15 protein-coding genes and 1 pseudogene are annotated in these 16,616 nt (G+C 52.3%); 8 read left to right on the forward strand and 8 right to left on the reverse strand.

From position 1 onward, the window contains the following. Positions 1-55 precede the first annotated feature (55 nt). From EDF73_RS01100 to EDF73_RS01115, 4 genes and pseudogenes are all read left to right on the forward strand, one after another. Positions 56-826: pseudogene (locus EDF73_RS01100) on the forward strand (transposase); the annotation flags it as partial. Between the two features lie 319 nt (positions 827-1,145). Beyond that, complete coding sequence (locus EDF73_RS01105; RefSeq protein WP_132724853.1) at positions 1,146-2,705, forward strand: CoA-transferase; 1,560 nt, start codon at positions 1,146-1,148, stop codon at positions 2,703-2,705. A gap of 1 nt (position 2,706) precedes the next feature. Next, a complete protein-coding gene (locus EDF73_RS01110) occupies positions 2,707-3,462 on the forward strand; it encodes an enoyl-CoA hydratase/isomerase family protein (RefSeq protein ID WP_132724855.1) in 756 nt (251 codons plus the stop codon). A gap of 76 nt (positions 3,463-3,538) precedes the next feature. Next, a complete protein-coding gene (locus tag EDF73_RS01115) occupies positions 3,539-4,816 on the forward strand; it encodes an MFS transporter (RefSeq protein WP_132724857.1) in 1,278 nt (425 codons plus the stop codon). Positions 4,817-5,192: 376 nt separating this feature from the next. On the opposite strand, the gene EDF73_RS01120 is transcribed toward EDF73_RS01115, so the two are convergent. Continuing rightward, positions 5,193-6,254, reverse strand: a complete 1,062-nt coding sequence (locus EDF73_RS01120) for a glycoside hydrolase family 88 protein (protein WP_132724859.1) — start codon at positions 6,252-6,254, stop codon at positions 5,193-5,195. 187 nt (positions 6,255-6,441) lie between these two features. Between EDF73_RS01120 and EDF73_RS01125 the strand changes: the two genes are divergently transcribed. Beyond that, positions 6,442-7,206: a GntR family transcriptional regulator gene (locus EDF73_RS01125; RefSeq protein ID WP_132724861.1), complete on the forward strand. Its 765-nt coding sequence runs from the start codon at positions 6,442-6,444 to the stop codon at positions 7,204-7,206. A 641-nt stretch (positions 7,207-7,847) separates the two neighbouring features. On the opposite strand, the gene EDF73_RS01135 is transcribed toward EDF73_RS01125, so the two are convergent. Then, positions 7,848-8,948, reverse strand: a complete 1,101-nt coding sequence (locus tag EDF73_RS01135) for an aldo/keto reductase (RefSeq protein WP_132724865.1) — start codon at positions 8,946-8,948, stop codon at positions 7,848-7,850. Between the two features lie 103 nt (positions 8,949-9,051). Between EDF73_RS01135 and EDF73_RS01140 the strand changes: the two genes are divergently transcribed. Then, positions 9,052-9,957 carry a LysR family transcriptional regulator gene (locus tag EDF73_RS01140; protein WP_132724867.1) on the forward strand — a complete coding sequence of 302 codons (906 nt, stop codon included), beginning with the start codon at positions 9,052-9,054 and terminating at the stop codon, positions 9,955-9,957. Positions 9,958-10,157: 200 nt separating this feature from the next. On the opposite strand, the gene EDF73_RS01145 is transcribed toward EDF73_RS01140, so the two are convergent. Further along, a complete protein-coding gene (locus tag EDF73_RS01145) occupies positions 10,158-10,697 on the reverse strand; it encodes a DUF2058 domain-containing protein (RefSeq protein ID WP_132724869.1) in 540 nt (179 codons plus the stop codon). A 256-nt stretch (positions 10,698-10,953) separates the two neighbouring features. On the opposite strand from EDF73_RS01145, the gene EDF73_RS01150 reads away from it, so the two are divergent. Further along, positions 10,954-11,289, forward strand: coding sequence for a gamma-glutamylcyclotransferase family protein (locus tag EDF73_RS01150; RefSeq protein WP_132724871.1), 336 nt, complete (start codon positions 10,954-10,956; stop codon positions 11,287-11,289). 75 nt (positions 11,290-11,364) lie between these two features. Here the strand turns inward: EDF73_RS01150 and EDF73_RS01155 are convergent, their stop codons facing one another. The 5 genes from EDF73_RS01155 to EDF73_RS01175 form a co-directional block, all read right to left on the reverse strand. Beyond that, positions 11,365-12,393: an LLM class flavin-dependent oxidoreductase gene (locus EDF73_RS01155; protein WP_132724873.1), complete on the reverse strand. Its 1,029-nt coding sequence runs from the start codon at positions 12,391-12,393 to the stop codon at positions 11,365-11,367. A gap of 191 nt (positions 12,394-12,584) precedes the next feature. Next, entirely contained in the window at positions 12,585-13,565 is a 981-nt protein-coding gene (locus tag EDF73_RS01160; RefSeq protein ID WP_132724875.1) for a Gfo/Idh/MocA family oxidoreductase, read from the reverse strand. Between the two features lie 98 nt (positions 13,566-13,663). Next, a complete protein-coding gene (locus EDF73_RS01165; protein ID WP_132724877.1) occupies positions 13,664-14,956 on the reverse strand; it encodes a glycoside hydrolase family 28 protein in 1,293 nt (430 codons plus the stop codon). Between the two features lie 374 nt (positions 14,957-15,330). Next, positions 15,331-15,633: a hypothetical protein gene (locus EDF73_RS01170; RefSeq protein WP_132724879.1), complete on the reverse strand. Its 303-nt coding sequence runs from the start codon at positions 15,631-15,633 to the stop codon at positions 15,331-15,333. Positions 15,634-15,666: 33 nt separating this feature from the next. After that, the gene (locus EDF73_RS01175; protein WP_132724881.1) at positions 15,667-15,936 is read right to left on the reverse strand and encodes a hypothetical protein; all 270 of its coding nucleotides are present in this window, start codon (positions 15,934-15,936) and stop codon (positions 15,667-15,669) included. Between the two features lie 220 nt (positions 15,937-16,156). Here EDF73_RS01175 and EDF73_RS01180 point away from each other — a divergent pair, with 220 nt between their 5' ends. After that, positions 16,157-16,435 carry a DUF1471 domain-containing protein gene (locus EDF73_RS01180; protein WP_132724883.1) on the forward strand — a complete coding sequence of 93 codons (279 nt, stop codon included), beginning with the start codon at positions 16,157-16,159 and terminating at the stop codon, positions 16,433-16,435. Positions 16,436-16,616: the final 181 nt, after the last annotated feature.

Below are 16,616 nucleotides of genomic sequence, written 5' to 3' on the forward strand. Positions count from 1 at the left end.
GAATTTGGTGGTCAGATTTGGGGTCATGTTGGTTCGATTATGGAGTGACCCCCATATGTCTCTCAACGACACAAAAATCCGCAGTCTCAAGCCTTCAGATAAATCCTTCAAAATCTCCGATTCACACGGCTTGTACCTTTTAGTCAATCCAGGCGGTTCACGTCTCTGGTATCTCAAGTACCGTATCAACGGTAAAGAATCCCGCCCTGGTTTAGGCGCTTATCCCGATGTATCCCTGTCTGACGCACGGCATATGGACGAAAAACAGTTGCAGGCGCTGGCTAATGAACTGGCCAAAAGTCTCAAAACCCCTGAAGATCTCAGCCAGTTCGATCGCCAGCTGAAAAAATCAGCGTTGAGATAGCACTGATGCCGAATGACACATCACCAGGGTTACGATAAAAATCATCCTAAATCCACAACTCCCGCAACGGCTATTCCACAAAGACTGTTAGGCTCGCTGAAACTGCATACCCCACGCGATCGTGACGGCTCCTTCGAACCGCAACTTCTGAAGAAAAACCAGACTCGGATCAGGATCACCGGGATGGGTAACCAAATCCTGTCGTTGTACGCCATAGCCATGACAACCCGAAATAGCGGAGGCGTTTAACGCCGATGTCTCACCGGCACTGGTCTCAAAGGTCACCGATGCCTTCATGACGCAGGTTGTCAAATGGCAGAATAGCCCACTGGATGCAGTCTCTCCCATTGTTTACCTGAACTGTACGTGGTTAAAGTCCGGCAGGACAGTCGCGTCATCAACGAATCTGTGCTCCTGGCTCTGGGTATCAACATTGAAGGCCAGAAAGAGCTGCCGGGTATGTGACTTGCCGAATAAGGAGCGATTCCAGGCCAGGGTCTTCCGGACGCGATGACAAAACAAATTCCCCGCTCTACTGCGGCTTGAATGCTTTTCCAGGTCCTATGGGAAATCACGTGTTAACTGGTCAGTAAGGTTCCATCCATATCCCACACGATGAGAGTGACAGGCTTCATACGCTTACCTCTTTAGTGTGTTTTCTTATCGTTTTGCCCTGGCCGACGATTGTGAGGTACTTCACAGATGCATCAACTGACATGAAAACGCTCTTCATGTATCCATGTTATATATGTATAACATGGATACATTAAAGGAGACGACTATGTCAAAAACCAAGATTTGCACGGCCGAAGAGGCTGTATCGAGGATCCCTAGCGGAGCCACCATTCTGGTTGATGGTTCCGGCGGTGGAGTCAATGAACCGGGATACGTTCTTGCGGCATTGAAGCAGCACTTTGCCACTAATCACACCCCCCGCGAGCTTACCATCGTCCACCCAAGCGGTATGGGTGACGGCCATGGTGGTGGTATCGATTACCTGGCCAATCCGCAGATGGTGCGCAAAGTGATCGGCGGGCACTGGAGCTGGTGTCGTCAGATGCAGGATCTTGCGGTCAACAATGAGATTGAGGCCTGGTGCCTCCCACAAGGCGTCATGTCCCACCTGCTGCGTGTTATTGCTGGTAATGGGCCGGGGCTGATTAGCCGTGTCGGCCTCGGTACATTTGTCGATCCGCGAATTGATGGCGGTAAGATCAACCAGCGAGCCACTGGTGAACATGTTCGCCTGATGTCACTCGAAGACGAGGATTTCTTGTTTTTTAAAGCCTTCCCTATTGATGTCGCCATTATCCGCGGCAGCGTTGCCGATGAAGATGGCAACCTAACCATGGAAGATGAAGGACTGTATGCGGAAACGCTTTCTGTCGCGCAGGCGGCGAAAAACTCCGGCGGTATAGTTATCGCTCAGGTGAAATACCTGGCCGGACGCGGAAGTCTGGACCCACGGACTGTCAAAGTGCCTGGGGTACTGATCGACGCGGTCGTCGTCCACGATGCCCAACGCCTCTCTTTCGCCACCGAGGCCGACCCCAGCCTGACCGGCACGTTAAAAATCCCCGGCGGTAGCCTGCCGGTGTTGCCGATGAACGCCAGGAAGGTTATTGCTCGCAGAGCGGCACAGGAACTTCGTCCTGGCGACGTCGTCAACCTTGGCTACGGGATGCCGGATGGCGTCGCGTCGGTTCTTGCGGAGCAAGGGCTTGGTGAATCAGTCACCTTTACCCTGGAACAGGGTCACATTGGTGGCATCCCGGCAACCGGATCTGACTTCGGTATGGTGCGTAACCAACAGGCAATGCTGGATGCAGGTTATCAGTTCGACTGGTACGACGGCGGCGGTCTGGATATCGCGATCCTCTCTTTTGCTGAAGTGGATCAGGACGGCAACGTGAACGTCAGTAAATTCGGCGGGCGCGTCGCGGGTATTGGCGGATTTGTGAATATTTCCCAGGGTGCAAAACGGGTGGTGTTCGTAGGTACCTTTAAAGCAGGTAAACAGCAGCAGCAGTTCGGAGCCCATGGCGTCACCATTGAAGTGGAAGGCCACGCACGCAAGTTTGTGGATACTCTTGAGCAAATCTCATTTAGCGCTGTTTACGCGCGTAAACGTAACCAACCGGTGAGCTACGTCACAGAACGTTGCGTTTTCGAGCTTAGCGATAAAGGTATTGTGCTGACGGAAATCGCCGCAGGTGTTGACCTGGAAAAAGATATTCTGGCGCAGATGGATTTCCGCCCGCTTATCTCCGCTGAGCTGCGCAAAATGCCCCCTCAATTATTTGAATCGCTGACTCGCGAAAAATCGGCAGTGGAGGCCTGAAATGAGCGTATTAAACATTGAACAAGCAGGCCACTGCTTTACGCTGACGCTCTATCGCCCAGAAAAACGCAACGCGTTAAGTAAAGCCCTACTTCAGGAATTACGCGATGCGTTACGTACACTGCGCGATGAAACCGAGCTAAAAATATTGCTTATCCGAGGTGCTGGTGACAAGGCATTCAGCGCGGGTGCCGATATTAAAGAACAGACCGGATTCACTCCTGCGCAGGCCTACGATCATATGCGCTGGGGACAACAGATCTTCGATGAAATCGAATATTTCCCGATGCCAACGATCGCAGTAGTTGATGGCTTTGCCCTCGGCGGCGGGCTTGAACTGGCATTAGCCTGCGATATGCGCTTCGCCTCAACGCGCGCCAGCTTCGGCAACCCGGAAATTAAGCTTGGCAACCATCCTGGCTGGGGTGGCACTCAGCGCCTCCCGCGTCTCGTAGGGCAATCCCTGGCGAGAGAAATTATGTTTAGCGGGCTGCCGGTGACTGCCGAGCGGGCCTTACAGATAGGTCTCATCAACCAGCTATTTTCTCCCGAACATCTGGATGATGGCGTCAATCAATATGTCGCTGCGGTGTGTCAGCACTATTCGCCCGCGCTGCGTACCCTGAAAGAGGTTCTTCAGGCGGCGGATAGCAGCGATCTGGAACAAGGCCAGCAGATCGAAGCCAGCGGCGTTAGCCGCCTGTGGGGAGCCGCGGCGCAAAAAGAGGCACAGAACGCTTTCTTTAATAAATCCTGATTGCTTTAAACCTTCACCCATTGCCGGGTGAAGGCTAAAAAACTAAAATCTACCCATCTATTTCAGAGGTACTGATATGGAAAGCTCCGTGCTGTCCCCTCGCCGCTGGTGGTTTATTATGCCGGTGGTATTTATTACATACAGTTTAGCCTTCCTTGATAAAGCAAATTATAGCTTCGCCGCTGCGGCGGGAATTAATGACGATCTGGGTATCAGTAAGGGTCTGTCATCTTTAATTGGTGCTTTATTTTTCTTAGGTTATTTTTTATTTCAGATTCCAGGCGGAATTCTGGCCGAACGCACCAGCGTGCGAAAACTATTAGCCTTTAGTCTTATCGTCTGGGGTATCTGCGCAACGGCTACCGGGATGGTGCATAGTATTCCGGCGCTGATTGCCATTCGTTTTGCACTTGGCGTGGTGGAAGCTGTTGTGATGCCTTCTTTGCTGGTACTGACCGCCCGTTGGTTTAGCAAAAAAGAGCGTTCGAAAGCGAACACTATCTTTCTGCTTGGCAACCCGATAACTATTCTGTGGATGTCTATTCTTTCAGGCTACCTGATTGATAACTGGGGCTGGCGGCATATGTTTATCGTACAGGGTGCTCCCGCCATCGCCTGGGCGGTAGCCTGGTACCTGTTAATTCGCGATCGCCCGGCTGATGTCTCATGGTTAAATAAGGATGAGAAACAGGCTATTGAACAAACGTTAAAGGCTGAGCAGCAGCAAAAACCAGCGATGACGGGCTACGGGATGGTTTTCCGCTCGGCAAACGTCATCAAACTGGCTGGCTGGTTATTCCTGCAAAGTATTGGCTATTACGGCTTCCTGATGTGGCTACCGTCGATTATCCGCGCCTCGTCGACGTCAATGTCTCATACCGGTTGGCTGGCCTCCTTACCATACGGTCTGGCCGTTGTCTTTATGCTGATTGCAGCCTGGCTGAGCGATAAATACCAGCAGCGCGTACCGTTTATTGTCTGGCCGATTGCCGTCGCCGCGGCCTGCTTTGCTATTTTGTCCGTGACCGGTACCGAACATTTTTGGCTCTCCTATTCGCTGCTGACAGTTGCTGGCATCTGCATGTATATTCCGTTTGGCTCGTTTTTCGCCTCGATTGCCGATGTCCTGCCAGGTTCAATGGTTGGCGGCGCAACAGGTTTGATTAACTGCTGCGGTTCACTCGGGGCATTCCTCGGCGCTTATCTGGTGGGATACCTGAACGCATTAACTGATTCAACAACTACCTCTTACATCCTGATGGCGGTGTGTCTGCTTGGCTGTGCAATCTTAGGTAAGTCTATTCGTATGCCTGCAACGGGAAAAACTGCTTCAGCAAAACAACTTTCTGTATAAAAGTAAGACTAACTGGTTCTGATAAGCGTTGACGCTTTTCAGCCTTAAAACGCCCGATGAATTCCGTCGGGCGTTTTAGATTTCTACTGCTCCTGACGACCTAATATGACCAGCCTGCCAGCTGCGTTTTTGTCATCGTATCGCCGAAGCTAGCATCCATCACCTCCCGACCGCTTTAAAATTCTGGGCTTTGACTTATGATTCGGTGAATCGGTTTCCGAGCATCTAATTAGTAAGTCGAGGAGAAAGTGGTAGGCTGGGCATGTTAAGACAAAAGAGGGAGGAGTAAAATATTCTATATGCTATTCAGGACGGATCAGCCGCAAAAAAAGGCCTGATTCGCAGGCCTTCCTGTTAAATATTCGCGACTTAAATATTACAAACGCTTCAATTCCAACAACGCTTTGATGAAATAATAATCCCCATATCCAGTAGCCTGATCAATACCCAGACCATGTGGCAGATCGGCAGTCGAATGCGCCAGCAATCCTTCATGTTCTTCCAGCAAACAATGCTCGCTAAGCGCCTGCAACATCAGAACCGCCGCCGACTTATACAACTCTTTGCCTGTCAGCTTATACAGTCTGAGCAACCCATATGCACTAATCGCACCTGCTGACGCATCCTTGGGTGAATTGGCATCGGCATCATAATCCCACTGTGGAATATGGTCGGAAGGCAGGTTTCCGATAATGAAATGCGCCACTTTTTCCGACGCTGCCAGATAAGTAGCATCATCCAGTTCAGCCGCGAGCATAGCGAGGCCAGCGACTGCCCACCCCTGCCCTCTGGCCCAACTGGTATCTGCGCGTAACCCTTGATAAGTATCGCCGCGCACCCCATTTCCATTCTCATCAAAATGGAAAACATGATACACGGAGCCGTTTGCACGCAGGTGGTGGGAAAGCGCTTTTTGCGTATGAATGCGTACCACGTTCAGCAATTCAGGATCAGCTCCCTGCTTTACTGCCCAGACCAATAGCGGCAAGTTCATCAGAGTGTCAATGAGGACGCTATTAGACCACTCTTGACCACCGAAGAACCCCCAACCAGGAATAAATCCGCCCTGGGAGTTAAACTGACCTGCAAGGCTGTGCGCAGCCTGAATAGCCGCCTGCTTCCACTCTTCATCCCCCGTCAACCGCCAACCTGTGATAGCACTGGGATAGAACATAAATCCTAAGTCATGGTTACAGGTATCCTGCGCACGCGGTAATAAACGTTGGGTGAAATGCGTTGCTCGTTCTAACAACAGCGGATTCTTCGTCTGTTGCCAACTCAGCCACAGCACGCCCGTCCAGAAGCCACCTGTCCATACGCCATCCGGCGTAAAACCATATTTCCCGTGCTCTGTCACATGCGGAAAGTCAGTAAATTTTTCTGCATTACACAGTGCCTTACGTGTACAAGCGTTGATAGCCGTGTCTAACCAGTCCATTTTTTTCCTCTCGTATCGATAAGAATGCGATAGCTCAAATCAAATGTATTTATGTTATGACATTAAGTCAAAAAAAGAGAAAAAAAATGTGATCCAGGTACTTCTTACGCTAATTTCATTTTTTCTCCGGTTGAATGTGCTATACATATAACATTAGTGTATTGGAGAATAATGTTGAGGACTTACTTTGTCGTTACCAAATGAATTTGAAGGTAATTACTCTCTCTTGGATGTTGCAAGCCCGGTTCCGCTCTTCCATCAATTGCGCGATCTGTTGGAGAGTTGGTTCCAACAAGCCTTCACCGTTGACGATGACCTTCCTACGGAAAAAGAGATTACTGAGAAATTTGGCGTCAGCCGTATCACTGTCAGACGTGCTCTGGATGAGATGATTAGCGAAAATATTGTTGTACGACCAAAATCACGCGGTCGTCTGCGGTTACGAAAATTACCGCCAGTTCAGCGTTTAAATCGTCTGCGGGGTTTCTTTACTGACGATCTTCTGGCTGCGGGCATGAAACCCTCAACTAAAACTATCAGTTTCAGTCGAGTTATTAATGAGCGTATTAACGCAGAGCTAAAGTTATCCCCTAAAGCTGAATGCTTCTGTATCGAGCGTTTACATTACGCTGCAGAGCAACCCATCGCTCATCAGATCTCCTGGATCCCGGTAGATTTATTGCCTGAACTTGAAACTTATGACTTTTCTCAATCGTTGATGGCCTTGTTCGATAAATCACTTCCTCATCCAATTTACAAAGGAGAGCAGCAGTTGCTGGTGAGGAACTCCACGATCGAGGAGTCTCAGCATCTTGGTTTGTCTGTCGGCACAGCCATCATCTCAGTCTCGCGAGTAGCATTCATGGATAACAACCAGGCGGCTGAATACTTCGTTGCCACCATGAATCCAAAATTCTATCAGTTTTCAATGACGGTATATGCCGATGAATAAGATGAAAAAAACGCTCTATGTCAGTGTTCTTGACGGAATGGACTGCCCCCACCCCGGTAGGCATTTCCAGTCCTCACGACATGGCCTGTTCAAAGGCCGTCGGGCTCGGTTGTAGAACACTTCAATGTAATCGAAGAGTGTCGCCGCGGTCTGCGGCCCAACACCAAACTGGCTGCGAAGACTACGGGCATATTTGCGGGTAAGTTTATCCAGCGACTCATCCAATCCAGGATTGGTTTGAATAATGCGAGTACCAAGCAGTTTTCCTGCCTGACTGATTACAGCACCGACATGAATATTTAGAGAAGCCCGCTTAAGGAAACTTAAGCGGGCTTTTTGTTTGTGTGTCCCCTTCTTTCTCATGCTTCACGCGCATCGGGCAAGCATCCCCCGCCGGTGAAAAACCATTGCCTCTCCCTGGCGCTGGAGCGACGGCCCGAAAATAAATGGCTATCTACGGGATAGTTAAATAGATCGGATGGCCCCCGTACGGAAATTAGCCCGGGTATGGCGCGCCGGGAACTGTCCACGGATGAAGATAGATGGCAATGGCACAATGGCCGTCTCATCGCGCAATCAGGCCCTAATCCATCAACAGGATCGGGCCTGAAAACGATAATCCGCATCTGTATTTCTGCCGTTTAACGCTGCTTCCAGGTCTCGACAGTATACCCAGCGAAAATACGCTCTCGTGGCAGATTAAAAATTAAATACGGGTTCATCATAGGCAACTGCCCTGCGGCCTCCAGACGGGATAATCGATCGGCCGTCAGCTCAATTTCCAGAGAGGCTATATTCTCCTGCAATTGTTCTACCCTGCTCGCGCCAAGCAAAACTGAGGAGACCCCTGACCGGTTCGCGACCCAGGAGAGCGCAACCTGCGCCATCGGTCTGCCTACTTCGGCTGCAACTTCGCGAAGCACGTCGACGATACGGAAATTTGCCTCAGTAAAGAGCAGCCCACCAAACGGGTTATCCCCATTGAGACGCCCGTTACTCCCTCCGCTGGACTCTCCGGCACGATTAGGTAGATTGCCGGCAGGCCCGGCATCAGCAAGTTTTTCCCTGCCATATTTCCCGGTCAGCAAACCGGCGCCAAGTGGACTCCAGGCCACCAGCCCCATGCCAAGCGCATTGCCGGCCGGAAGTATGTCCAGTTCAACGCCGCGATCGATGAGTGAATAGGAATATTGCAGGCAGACAGGTCGCGGCAAACCCTGGGCGGAAGCCAGGGTGGCGATTTGCGCGGCATACCATGCCGGAGCATTGGAAAAGCCATAGTAGAGAATATCGCCACGACGTACGGCGTCGGTTAGTGCCCGGAGCACCTCTTCTGGCGGAGTCGTCATATCCCAGATATGAGTCCAGTAGACGTCGATATAGTCAGTGGCAAGCCGCTTCAGCGACCCTTCAATTCCGTTACGGATGTTCCGTGCCGAATTTCCCCCGGCGAGCGGCGTATCCTGACGGCGCGGGAAGCCTGACCGGGTCGATATCACCATTTTCTCACGACTACCGCTCCTGGCCAGAAAACGGCCCAGCATCATTTCACTGTTTCCGCCAGCATAAACATCTGCGGTGTCGATGAAGTTTCCCCCCGCCGCGGAATAAGCATCAAAAATCGCGCGGGCGCCTGTTTCATCCACTCCCCAACGGCCAGCACCAAACGTCATCGTGCCCAGAGCCAATGGACTAACCGCCAGCCCGGAGTTGCCGAGCGTGCGATAGCACGTCATATCCATGATATTATCCTCTCAATAAGCCGGTAAAAAGTAAGAATATGACAGCGAACACCGGTACGAGTATCCCTGTAACGTGGCAAAGCCTTATGAAAGGAATGCAGCAATGAAGCGTGGTGACCTTGACGACCTGGCGGCATTCGCCACCGTGGCCAGAACCGGCAGTTTCACCCGAGCCGGGGCCGAATTAGGTTTGTCCCCGTCGGCACTCAGTCACGCGATGCGCAGCCTGGAACAACGACTGGGTGTGGTCTTGCTGGCACGAACCACCCGCTCGGTAGCCCCTACAGCCGCGGGCAAACAGCTGTTACAGACGCTGGAACCCGCGCTGACCAGCCTGGCGGAAGGGCTGGAAGGACTGTCTGATTTTCGCAGCGCTCCGTCCGGCGCTATTCGCCTGACAACGTTCCACTATGCCGCGCGTACCCTTCTCGCGGATAAACTTCCCACCTTTTTACTGGAACATCCTGACATATCAGTCGAAGTTATTGTGGATGACCACCTGGTGGATATCGTCGCTAACGGCTTTGATGCCGGTATCCGACTCGGCGAAACGGTGGAACGCGATATGATCGCAGTCCGAATTGGGCCAGATGTCCGCGCACTGGTGGTAGGAACGCCGGACTATTTTGCACGCCATGGAAAACCCACCTCTCCTCTCGCTTTGGACGAACATATTTGTATTAACTATCGCCTCGTCAGCACGGGGAAGCTCCTGCCATGGGCATTTAAACACGAAGGCCATGAGGTAAAACGCCGGACTACGGGTCAGCTGATCGTGAACGATGGCGTTCTGGCTGCGGCGACGGTCAGAGCAGGCGCAGGGCTAGGCATGTTGATGGAGCATGAGGTCGCAGAAGAACTGGCTGACGGTAGACTCATTTCTGTGCTGGACGAATGGTGCCCAGCCTTTCCAGGCTGTCATTTATACTACCCGAACCGCCGGGTGACTTCAGCGCTACGGGCGCTGATTGATACGCTGCGCTGGAAGGATGCCGGCTCCAGCCGGTGACGCCATACTCGCCCTGCTGCTACCGTGTCGCAAAAAGTCACAGCCAGAATGGTAAAAATCAATAGCCGAACCGTTCTAAACCAAACAACACGTTGCTGAAGCTCGGGTTGTTCCCGATAGTACGGTTTGGCTTCACGACCGGGCGAACATAAAAAAAGCCCCGCAGGGCTTTTCATTGGTCAGCATCGTCAACCGGTGAATTACCACATCAAATCATCGGGCACTTTAAAATCGGCGTACGGATCGTCTTCGTCTTGCTCTTCCTGACTCAGCGCGCTATTTAATACAATGCTGTTCGCATCTCGCTGCGCAATTTTATCGGCTACGCTCGCCGGGATAATCACGTATGTGCTTTCGCTATTGTTATCCCCGTCCAGACGAGCAATGGCGAGACGGCCGCTGGTCAGCTGGGCCTGAGTCAGCTTATCGACAAATATTTTTTTAATTAAATTATTATCGGTGAAGTTAAAACCAATATCGCCTTTTGCAATGTCGATTCTGTTCATTTCAATAAGCTGCTTAACCTGAGCTTTATACTCTTTAGATAAAGCGGCCTGTTTTTGTTGTTCGCTTAGCTGCTTATCACGCTCAAGCTGCGTTTTTTTATTTTCCTCGACAGCCGCTCTTGCCTCCCGGGCCTGAACGCGTGATTTTTTGGCCGTCCTCTGGACTTTGGCCATTTTTTTGCTGGTTACTAATCCAGCTTTGAGCATTTGCTCTTGTAAGGTCAGTTTTGTCATCTTCGTTGCTAAGCCCGTTGCACATTTTGTAGGATTATACCCGTAATTTTTAAGGCTGTACCAGCTTGCAGGAACGGCTAACGATACGGGTTGCGTCCGAAAGGAGTGCGCTAAGGCCGCCGGGAGCTGCGTCCAGGATCGGTTTGCTTACCGAACATCCCCCTTTCTCACCGCTTGCGCACCCGCTCGTTCCCCCGTATTTTGAGCATTCTGCTCTGCCCGTTAGGGTAATCACTGCTTTGGCTAACGAGGGATAATGGAACGCTTGTTTGTCTACGGGACGCTACGTCCGGGCTATGCTAATGCCCATATTCTGGAAAACATCGGTGGGGAGTGGCTGCCGGGGTCGGTAACGGGGACATTTTATGAGCGCGGCTGGGGAGCGGCTGCCGATTTTCCTGGGATCGTTCTGGATAATCAAGGTCCGCTCGTCCACGGTTACCTGTTTTTCTCCGCGAACCTGGCAGCGCACTGGCCAATGCTGGATGAATTTGAAGAGGGCTACGACCGCGTTGAGGTGGAAGTAACCACGGCAGAGGGTCAGCGCGTTACGGCATGGATCTATCAGCTACAGCCACCAACGACCGCGTAATATTGCCCTGCTCCGGGAATTCCGCTTTAACGCCTCGCCAGGCATAACCCAGGCGAGACGTTTTTCAGGGCTCGGCTATGCCTCGCGCCAGCCCATCGCCGGAGCGACATGCTGCAGAATAGATTCGATAACGTGCACGTTGTAATCCACGCCCAGCTGATTTGGCACGGTCAGCAACAAGGTGTCCGCTTCGGCAATCGCTTCATCCTGTTTCAGCTGCTCGATCAGCTTATCCGGTGCGGCGGCATAGCTGCGCCCGAATATCGCCCGGGTTTTCTCATCCAGGAAACCGACCTTATCGCTATCGTCGCGGCTTGAACCAAAGTACATCCGGTCGCGATCGTCCATCAGCGCGAAAATGCTGCGGCTCACCGAGACGCGGGGCGTCCGCGTGTGCCCCGCCTGCGCCCAGGCCTCGCGATAGGCACGGATCTGTTTTGCCTGCTGAATGTGGAACGGCTCGCCGGTTTCATCGTCCTTTAATGTCGAACTTTGCAGGTTCATACCCAGCTTCGCGGCCCACATCGCCGTAGCGTTTGAACCGGCCCCCCACCAGATACGCTCGCGTAACCCCTCGGAGTATGGCTCAGGGCGCAGCAGGCCCGGCGGGTTCGGGAACATCGGCTGCGGATTGGGTTTCGCAAAACCTTCACCACGCAGCACATCCAACAGCACTTCGGTATGGCGGCGCGCCATATCAGACTCGTTTTCCCCTTCCGCAGGAACGTAGCCGAAATGGCGCCAGCCATCAATGACCTGCTCCGGTGAGCCACGGCTGATCCCCAGCTGTAGACGCCCGCCGGCGATCAAATCCGCCGCCCCCGCCTCCTCCGCCATATACAACGGGTTCTCATAGCGCATGTCGATGACGCCGGTACCAATTTCAATACGCCGGGTTTTCGCGCCTATCGCGGCCAGCAGAGGGAACGGCGAGCTCAGCTGGCGGGCAAAGTGATGCACCCTGAACCAGGCTCCGTCGGCCCCCAGCTCTTCAGCGGCAACGGCCAGATCGATGGATTGCAACAATGCGTCAGCGGCCGAGCGGGTGCCGGACTGCGGCGATGGCGTCCAGTGACCAAATGACAAAAATCCAATCTTTTTCATGACGTATTTATCCTGGTTGCAGGGAGATGTTCAGCAGATGAGGTATCATTGGTCATCGAACGTACCTGGCCCTGCCTTGTGTGACCTCTACTCTACGCATTACCCGTTGAGAATAAATATCGGTTGTTTAACATAAAGCATCAAATAAATTGACGGATGTCCGCCGAACCTTACTCCGGCGGTCTGTGACATTAATCCGTATTACGCCCGTATATCTCCAGCACCAGTTGCGTCGTACGCCGGGCGTCGCGGCCGCTGCACAAAGGCGAGCTCCCGGTCTTAACCGCCCGGGCAAAATCATGAAGTATGGCTTCATGGCGCGACGTGTCCGTCACTACCGCACTACGCGCGCCGTCATCTGCGGCCGTCACCAGCGTGCTCGCCGGGTTAGCGACTCCGTCAATATCCCACTGCGTGATCCGATCGTCCGTTAGCGTAAAGGTGCCTTTTTCACAGCAGACTTCGAGGCGCGCAGCATAACCCGGCCGCGCGCAGGTAGAAGCGACTATCGTCCCAATCATGCCGTTGGCATGACGCAGCAGCACGGCGCCATGATCTTCGGCCTCCATCCGGTGGGCAAAGGTCGCGAGTTCACTGGTGACACGCGCCGGCATACCAAACAACCAGATATAGTTATCGATATTGTGCGCAGCCTGCTGAATAAAAACGCCACCGCCGTCAATTTCATAGCCGCCACGATACTCTGCGCTGTCGTAATAGGCCTGCTCGCGCCAGAACCGACAGGAAAGATCGGCGGCGTAACATTTTCCCAGCACGCCGCTATCGACCATTTTTTTTACCGCCATGTTGTCCGGATAGGTCCGCCGCTGGAAGGCAACGGCCAGCACCACGCCAGCCTTTTCGGCGCGGTTAATGATCTGGTCAGCGGCGGCGAGGGTGATATCCAGCGGTTTCTCAACCAGAATATGTTTGCCTGCCTGTGCGGCGGCAATCGCACTCTGATGATGTAACCCATTAGGTGTGGTGATAATCACGGCATCAAAGGGCCGATCCACCGCGTCCAGGCTGTTCCAGCAGGCTAAGTCTGGCGCCGATTGCGGCGCGCGACAGCTGCGCGAAACACAGCCCACAATGTCAGCATGGTCGATGTTTTTTACCGCCCGAAGATAGGTATTACTGATATTTCCGCTGCCTACGATGACATATTTCATTTACCCTCCAGGAATCAGTCCCCGGCCCAGCCGGTGACGCAAGGCTAAGCCGCTGCCGTCATTTCCGCCCAACGGATCTTATCAGGGCGGTTCACCGGCTAACGCTCATACGTATCATTTTCTGCCTGAGTGAGGGTCGGCGCATTCACCGTGACCTGATCAAACCGCAGCCCCTTCACCCCGGCTATTTTGCCAAATTCTGTCGCATCGATATCAATGGCGCTTAAGGTCAGGCCGTCAATCGCCAGCTCCGGATACCCTTCAATAAAGAACGCGCGGGAAAAACCCTCCTGCTGCCCGCGGCGGGCTGAAATATCGCGAATCTCAATGGCGGAGACCCGCGTTAAACCGGCCTCGCCATCAACACCTTCGGCCAGATCGCGCCAGTGGGCCGGGGCATCGGTAAGATTTTCCCGCGCGCCGTAGCTATAGAGAGGGAACCAGTTCAGTTGGATCATCAGCGGAAAGGTGACATCCAACAGATCGAGATGGCGAACCGTAATATCACGAATAAACCCGCCGCGATTACGCGCGGATTTAATGCGAAACCCCACGCCGGTACCGCGAAAACGGTTCTGTTCGATGGTAATACGTTCAATGCCGCCGGAGGTTTCGCTGCCGAGGGTAATCCCGGAACCGCGTAGCAGCGTACAATGGCGAATCACCACATCCCGCGACGCTCGCCCCTGCAACGCGGCCGCTTTTCCCCGCCCTGCCTTCACGCAGATATTGTCATCATTACAGGAGACGGTACATCCTTCAATCAGGACCTGTTCACATGAGTCGACGTCAATTCCGTCGGTGCTGGGGCCCGCGGAATTAGCAATCGTCAGGTTCTGGACGCATAGACGACGCGAATAGCACAGGTGCAGATTCCAGAAACCTGACTCGCGACTGGTGAAATCCTGTAACAGGATAGTATCGCTCTCGTAGACCACAATATTACGCGGCCGCTGACAATCATAATCGACCACCCAGCGTAACCCCTTCGCCGCGTATGTTTCCAGCATGCCGCCGCGGCCGTCGCTCCCCCAGAAAGCCTCCCACCAGCTGACACCCTGACCATCGATGGTACCCGCCCCGCTAACCTGCACATTCTGGCAGCGATGAATATTGATGATGCCTGCCGGCCAGGGCATATCGATACCGGCCACCCGCGTGGTTATCAGAGGGTAATCGGCAAGGTTCTGACTGCCGAGTAACAGTGCATCTTTGGCTAAATGGAGGGTAATGTCGCTTTTCAGAAACAGCGCTCCGCTAAGAAAGCGTCCGGCGGGGATCAGGATCGTGTCGCCGGTTTTGGCGCTATCGATGGTTTGCTGGATAGCGGATGTTGCCAGCCGCGTGGCCAGCGGGTCTGCGCCAAAGTCGCGAATATTAAGGATTGCCATCGTTATCTCCTGCTCAAAATGAACCGGGATCATAATCGTTTAGCAGCGGAGCAACCTTTACATAGGCGCCAGGCGCCGTCCGTCGATGGCAATATCGGCATAAAAAGCGCTGTGCCGATCGCATTTACTGGGCTAAAAGTTCGGGCATCCCATCAAAACCGTATCTATGTGGGTGCTGCTATGCCACAGAGACCAGCGAGGACATGGCTGCGGGGAAACGGAATAGACAATAAAAAACTGTTTCTTCCTTAAACAAGCATGATATTTCGAGGAAAGATAAGATTATAACTTATGCAGCCATCTCATCCTGGATGCAATCAGCGTATCAGAGCCGTTTTCACCCCTCCCGGTAGCGCACTCTTCTCCCTTCCTCGTTATAGAGCAGAACAATTATCCGCGCTTAACCGATACTCCAGCTGGTAGAGCGCATTTTTTAATTCAGCCCTGAGGTCTTGATTCGCCCGGCCAGCCGCCGTTGAGGCAAAGACGGCCTTATCGTAGATATCATTTAGCATCACGGCGACAGACGGTGCCATATTGCGGCAAAGTAAATAGCTAAGCACCCTGGCTCTTGTCAGACATTCACAGGATTGTGGGGAGGTGGTCGCCAGAATGGCACTATTCACTTCATGCTTGAATTGTTGAAAATCAGATAGATACTGTGATTTTTTCTTCATATTCCTGATGCCACCCAGCCAACAATAATATTATTAAAATATAAAATCCTTTTTAACATTAAGCGCTATTAATATATTTCGCCGCAGTAAAAAGCGCCTCGCAGAACTATCACCCCATCCAGTCGACACGATACCCTCACTACGGAAGATTTCATTTTGTGCAAGAGGATAGACCTTGTCCATGATTTTATATTGAATTTTTGTTCTGTTTGTAAAGCGTTTAGAAAGTCGCCTCTTCACGTTGCTGGCGCGCGACGCTATGCATAGAGTGAAACGGCGGATGGCAGCATAGTCTAAAGCCATCAGATATTCCGCAGGATAATTTATCACGTAGCCAGGATGCAGCGTATATAAACCCGTAACATCAGCATAAGAAAATTAATGTCATTACAAATATTGATCGTGTAAATCGTTGTAATTGTGGATATTTACAGTTTACATGATTGATCTAAAACAATATTCACCGCCCATTTTTTGTAATCATAGCCCCGCATTTCCGCTTGACTAAAACAAAGGAGTTGTTATGAAAAAGGTCATTACTGCCATTGCTGCCGCCTCTATTTTTGTGTCCATGAATGGTTTTGCTTCAATGCTCATTTCAAAAGATGAAGCGCATCACTTCAAATATGAGTATGTTGATAATATCTCTGTGGGGGCGTCCGGAGGTGAAATATCATCGCCAATGGATCTACATGAAAAGTTATCCCAGCTGGCCGATAAGAAAGGTGGGAAATATTACGTCATTATCTCAGCCAGAGAACACGGCCCAAACTTTGAAGCCACCGCTGAAGTATTCAAATAATAGATAGTATTGTTATTACTCCCGAGGCCGCAGCAGACGATGCGGCCTTAACCTCTGCTCCCGGCCCGCTGAACGCGCGTTCCCCCGGCAGATTCCCCGGGGTAAGAGTGAGCAGAGATTCACCGTAGCTCCCCCGCCGACATGCTCAGCGCACGATAACGAAACGGCTGCGGGCATTCGC

The organism is Klebsiella sp. BIGb0138, from assembly GCF_004342285.1.
Lineage (GTDB): Bacteria > Pseudomonadota > Gammaproteobacteria > Enterobacterales > Enterobacteriaceae > Klebsiella.

Excerpts from the sequence above, each read along its gene's own strand:
- EDF73_RS01105 (WP_132724853.1), top strand. The coding sequence starts at position 1,146 with ATGTCAAAAACCAAGATTTGCACGGCCGAAGAGGCTGTATCGAGGATC.
- EDF73_RS01110 (WP_132724855.1), top strand. The coding sequence starts at position 2,707 with ATGAGCGTATTAAACATTGAACAAGCAGGCCACTGCTTTACGCTGACG.
- EDF73_RS01115 (WP_132724857.1), top strand. The coding sequence starts at position 3,539 with ATGGAAAGCTCCGTGCTGTCCCCTCGCCGCTGGTGGTTTATTATGCCG.
- EDF73_RS01120 (WP_132724859.1), bottom strand. The coding sequence starts at position 6,254 with ATGGACTGGTTAGACACGGCTATCAACGCTTGTACACGTAAGGCACTG.
- EDF73_RS01135 (WP_132724865.1), bottom strand. The coding sequence starts at position 8,948 with ATGGATATGACGTGCTATCGCACGCTCGGCAACTCCGGGCTGGCGGTT.
- EDF73_RS01140 (WP_132724867.1), top strand. The coding sequence starts at position 9,052 with ATGAAGCGTGGTGACCTTGACGACCTGGCGGCATTCGCCACCGTGGCC.
- EDF73_RS01145 (WP_132724869.1), bottom strand. The coding sequence starts at position 10,697 with ATGACAAAACTGACCTTACAAGAGCAAATGCTCAAAGCTGGATTAGTA.
- EDF73_RS01150 (WP_132724871.1), top strand. The coding sequence starts at position 10,954 with ATGGAACGCTTGTTTGTCTACGGGACGCTACGTCCGGGCTATGCTAAT.
- EDF73_RS01155 (WP_132724873.1), bottom strand. The coding sequence starts at position 12,393 with ATGAAAAAGATTGGATTTTTGTCATTTGGTCACTGGACGCCATCGCCG.
- EDF73_RS01160 (WP_132724875.1), bottom strand. The coding sequence starts at position 13,565 with ATGAAATATGTCATCGTAGGCAGCGGAAATATCAGTAATACCTATCTT.
- EDF73_RS01165 (WP_132724877.1), bottom strand. The coding sequence starts at position 14,956 with ATGGCAATCCTTAATATTCGCGACTTTGGCGCAGACCCGCTGGCCACG.
- EDF73_RS01170 (WP_132724879.1), bottom strand. The coding sequence starts at position 15,633 with ATGAAGAAAAAATCACAGTATCTATCTGATTTTCAACAATTCAAGCAT.
- EDF73_RS01175 (WP_132724881.1), bottom strand. The coding sequence starts at position 15,936 with ATGGCTTTAGACTATGCTGCCATCCGCCGTTTCACTCTATGCATAGCG.
- EDF73_RS01180 (WP_132724883.1), top strand. The coding sequence starts at position 16,157 with ATGAAAAAGGTCATTACTGCCATTGCTGCCGCCTCTATTTTTGTGTCC.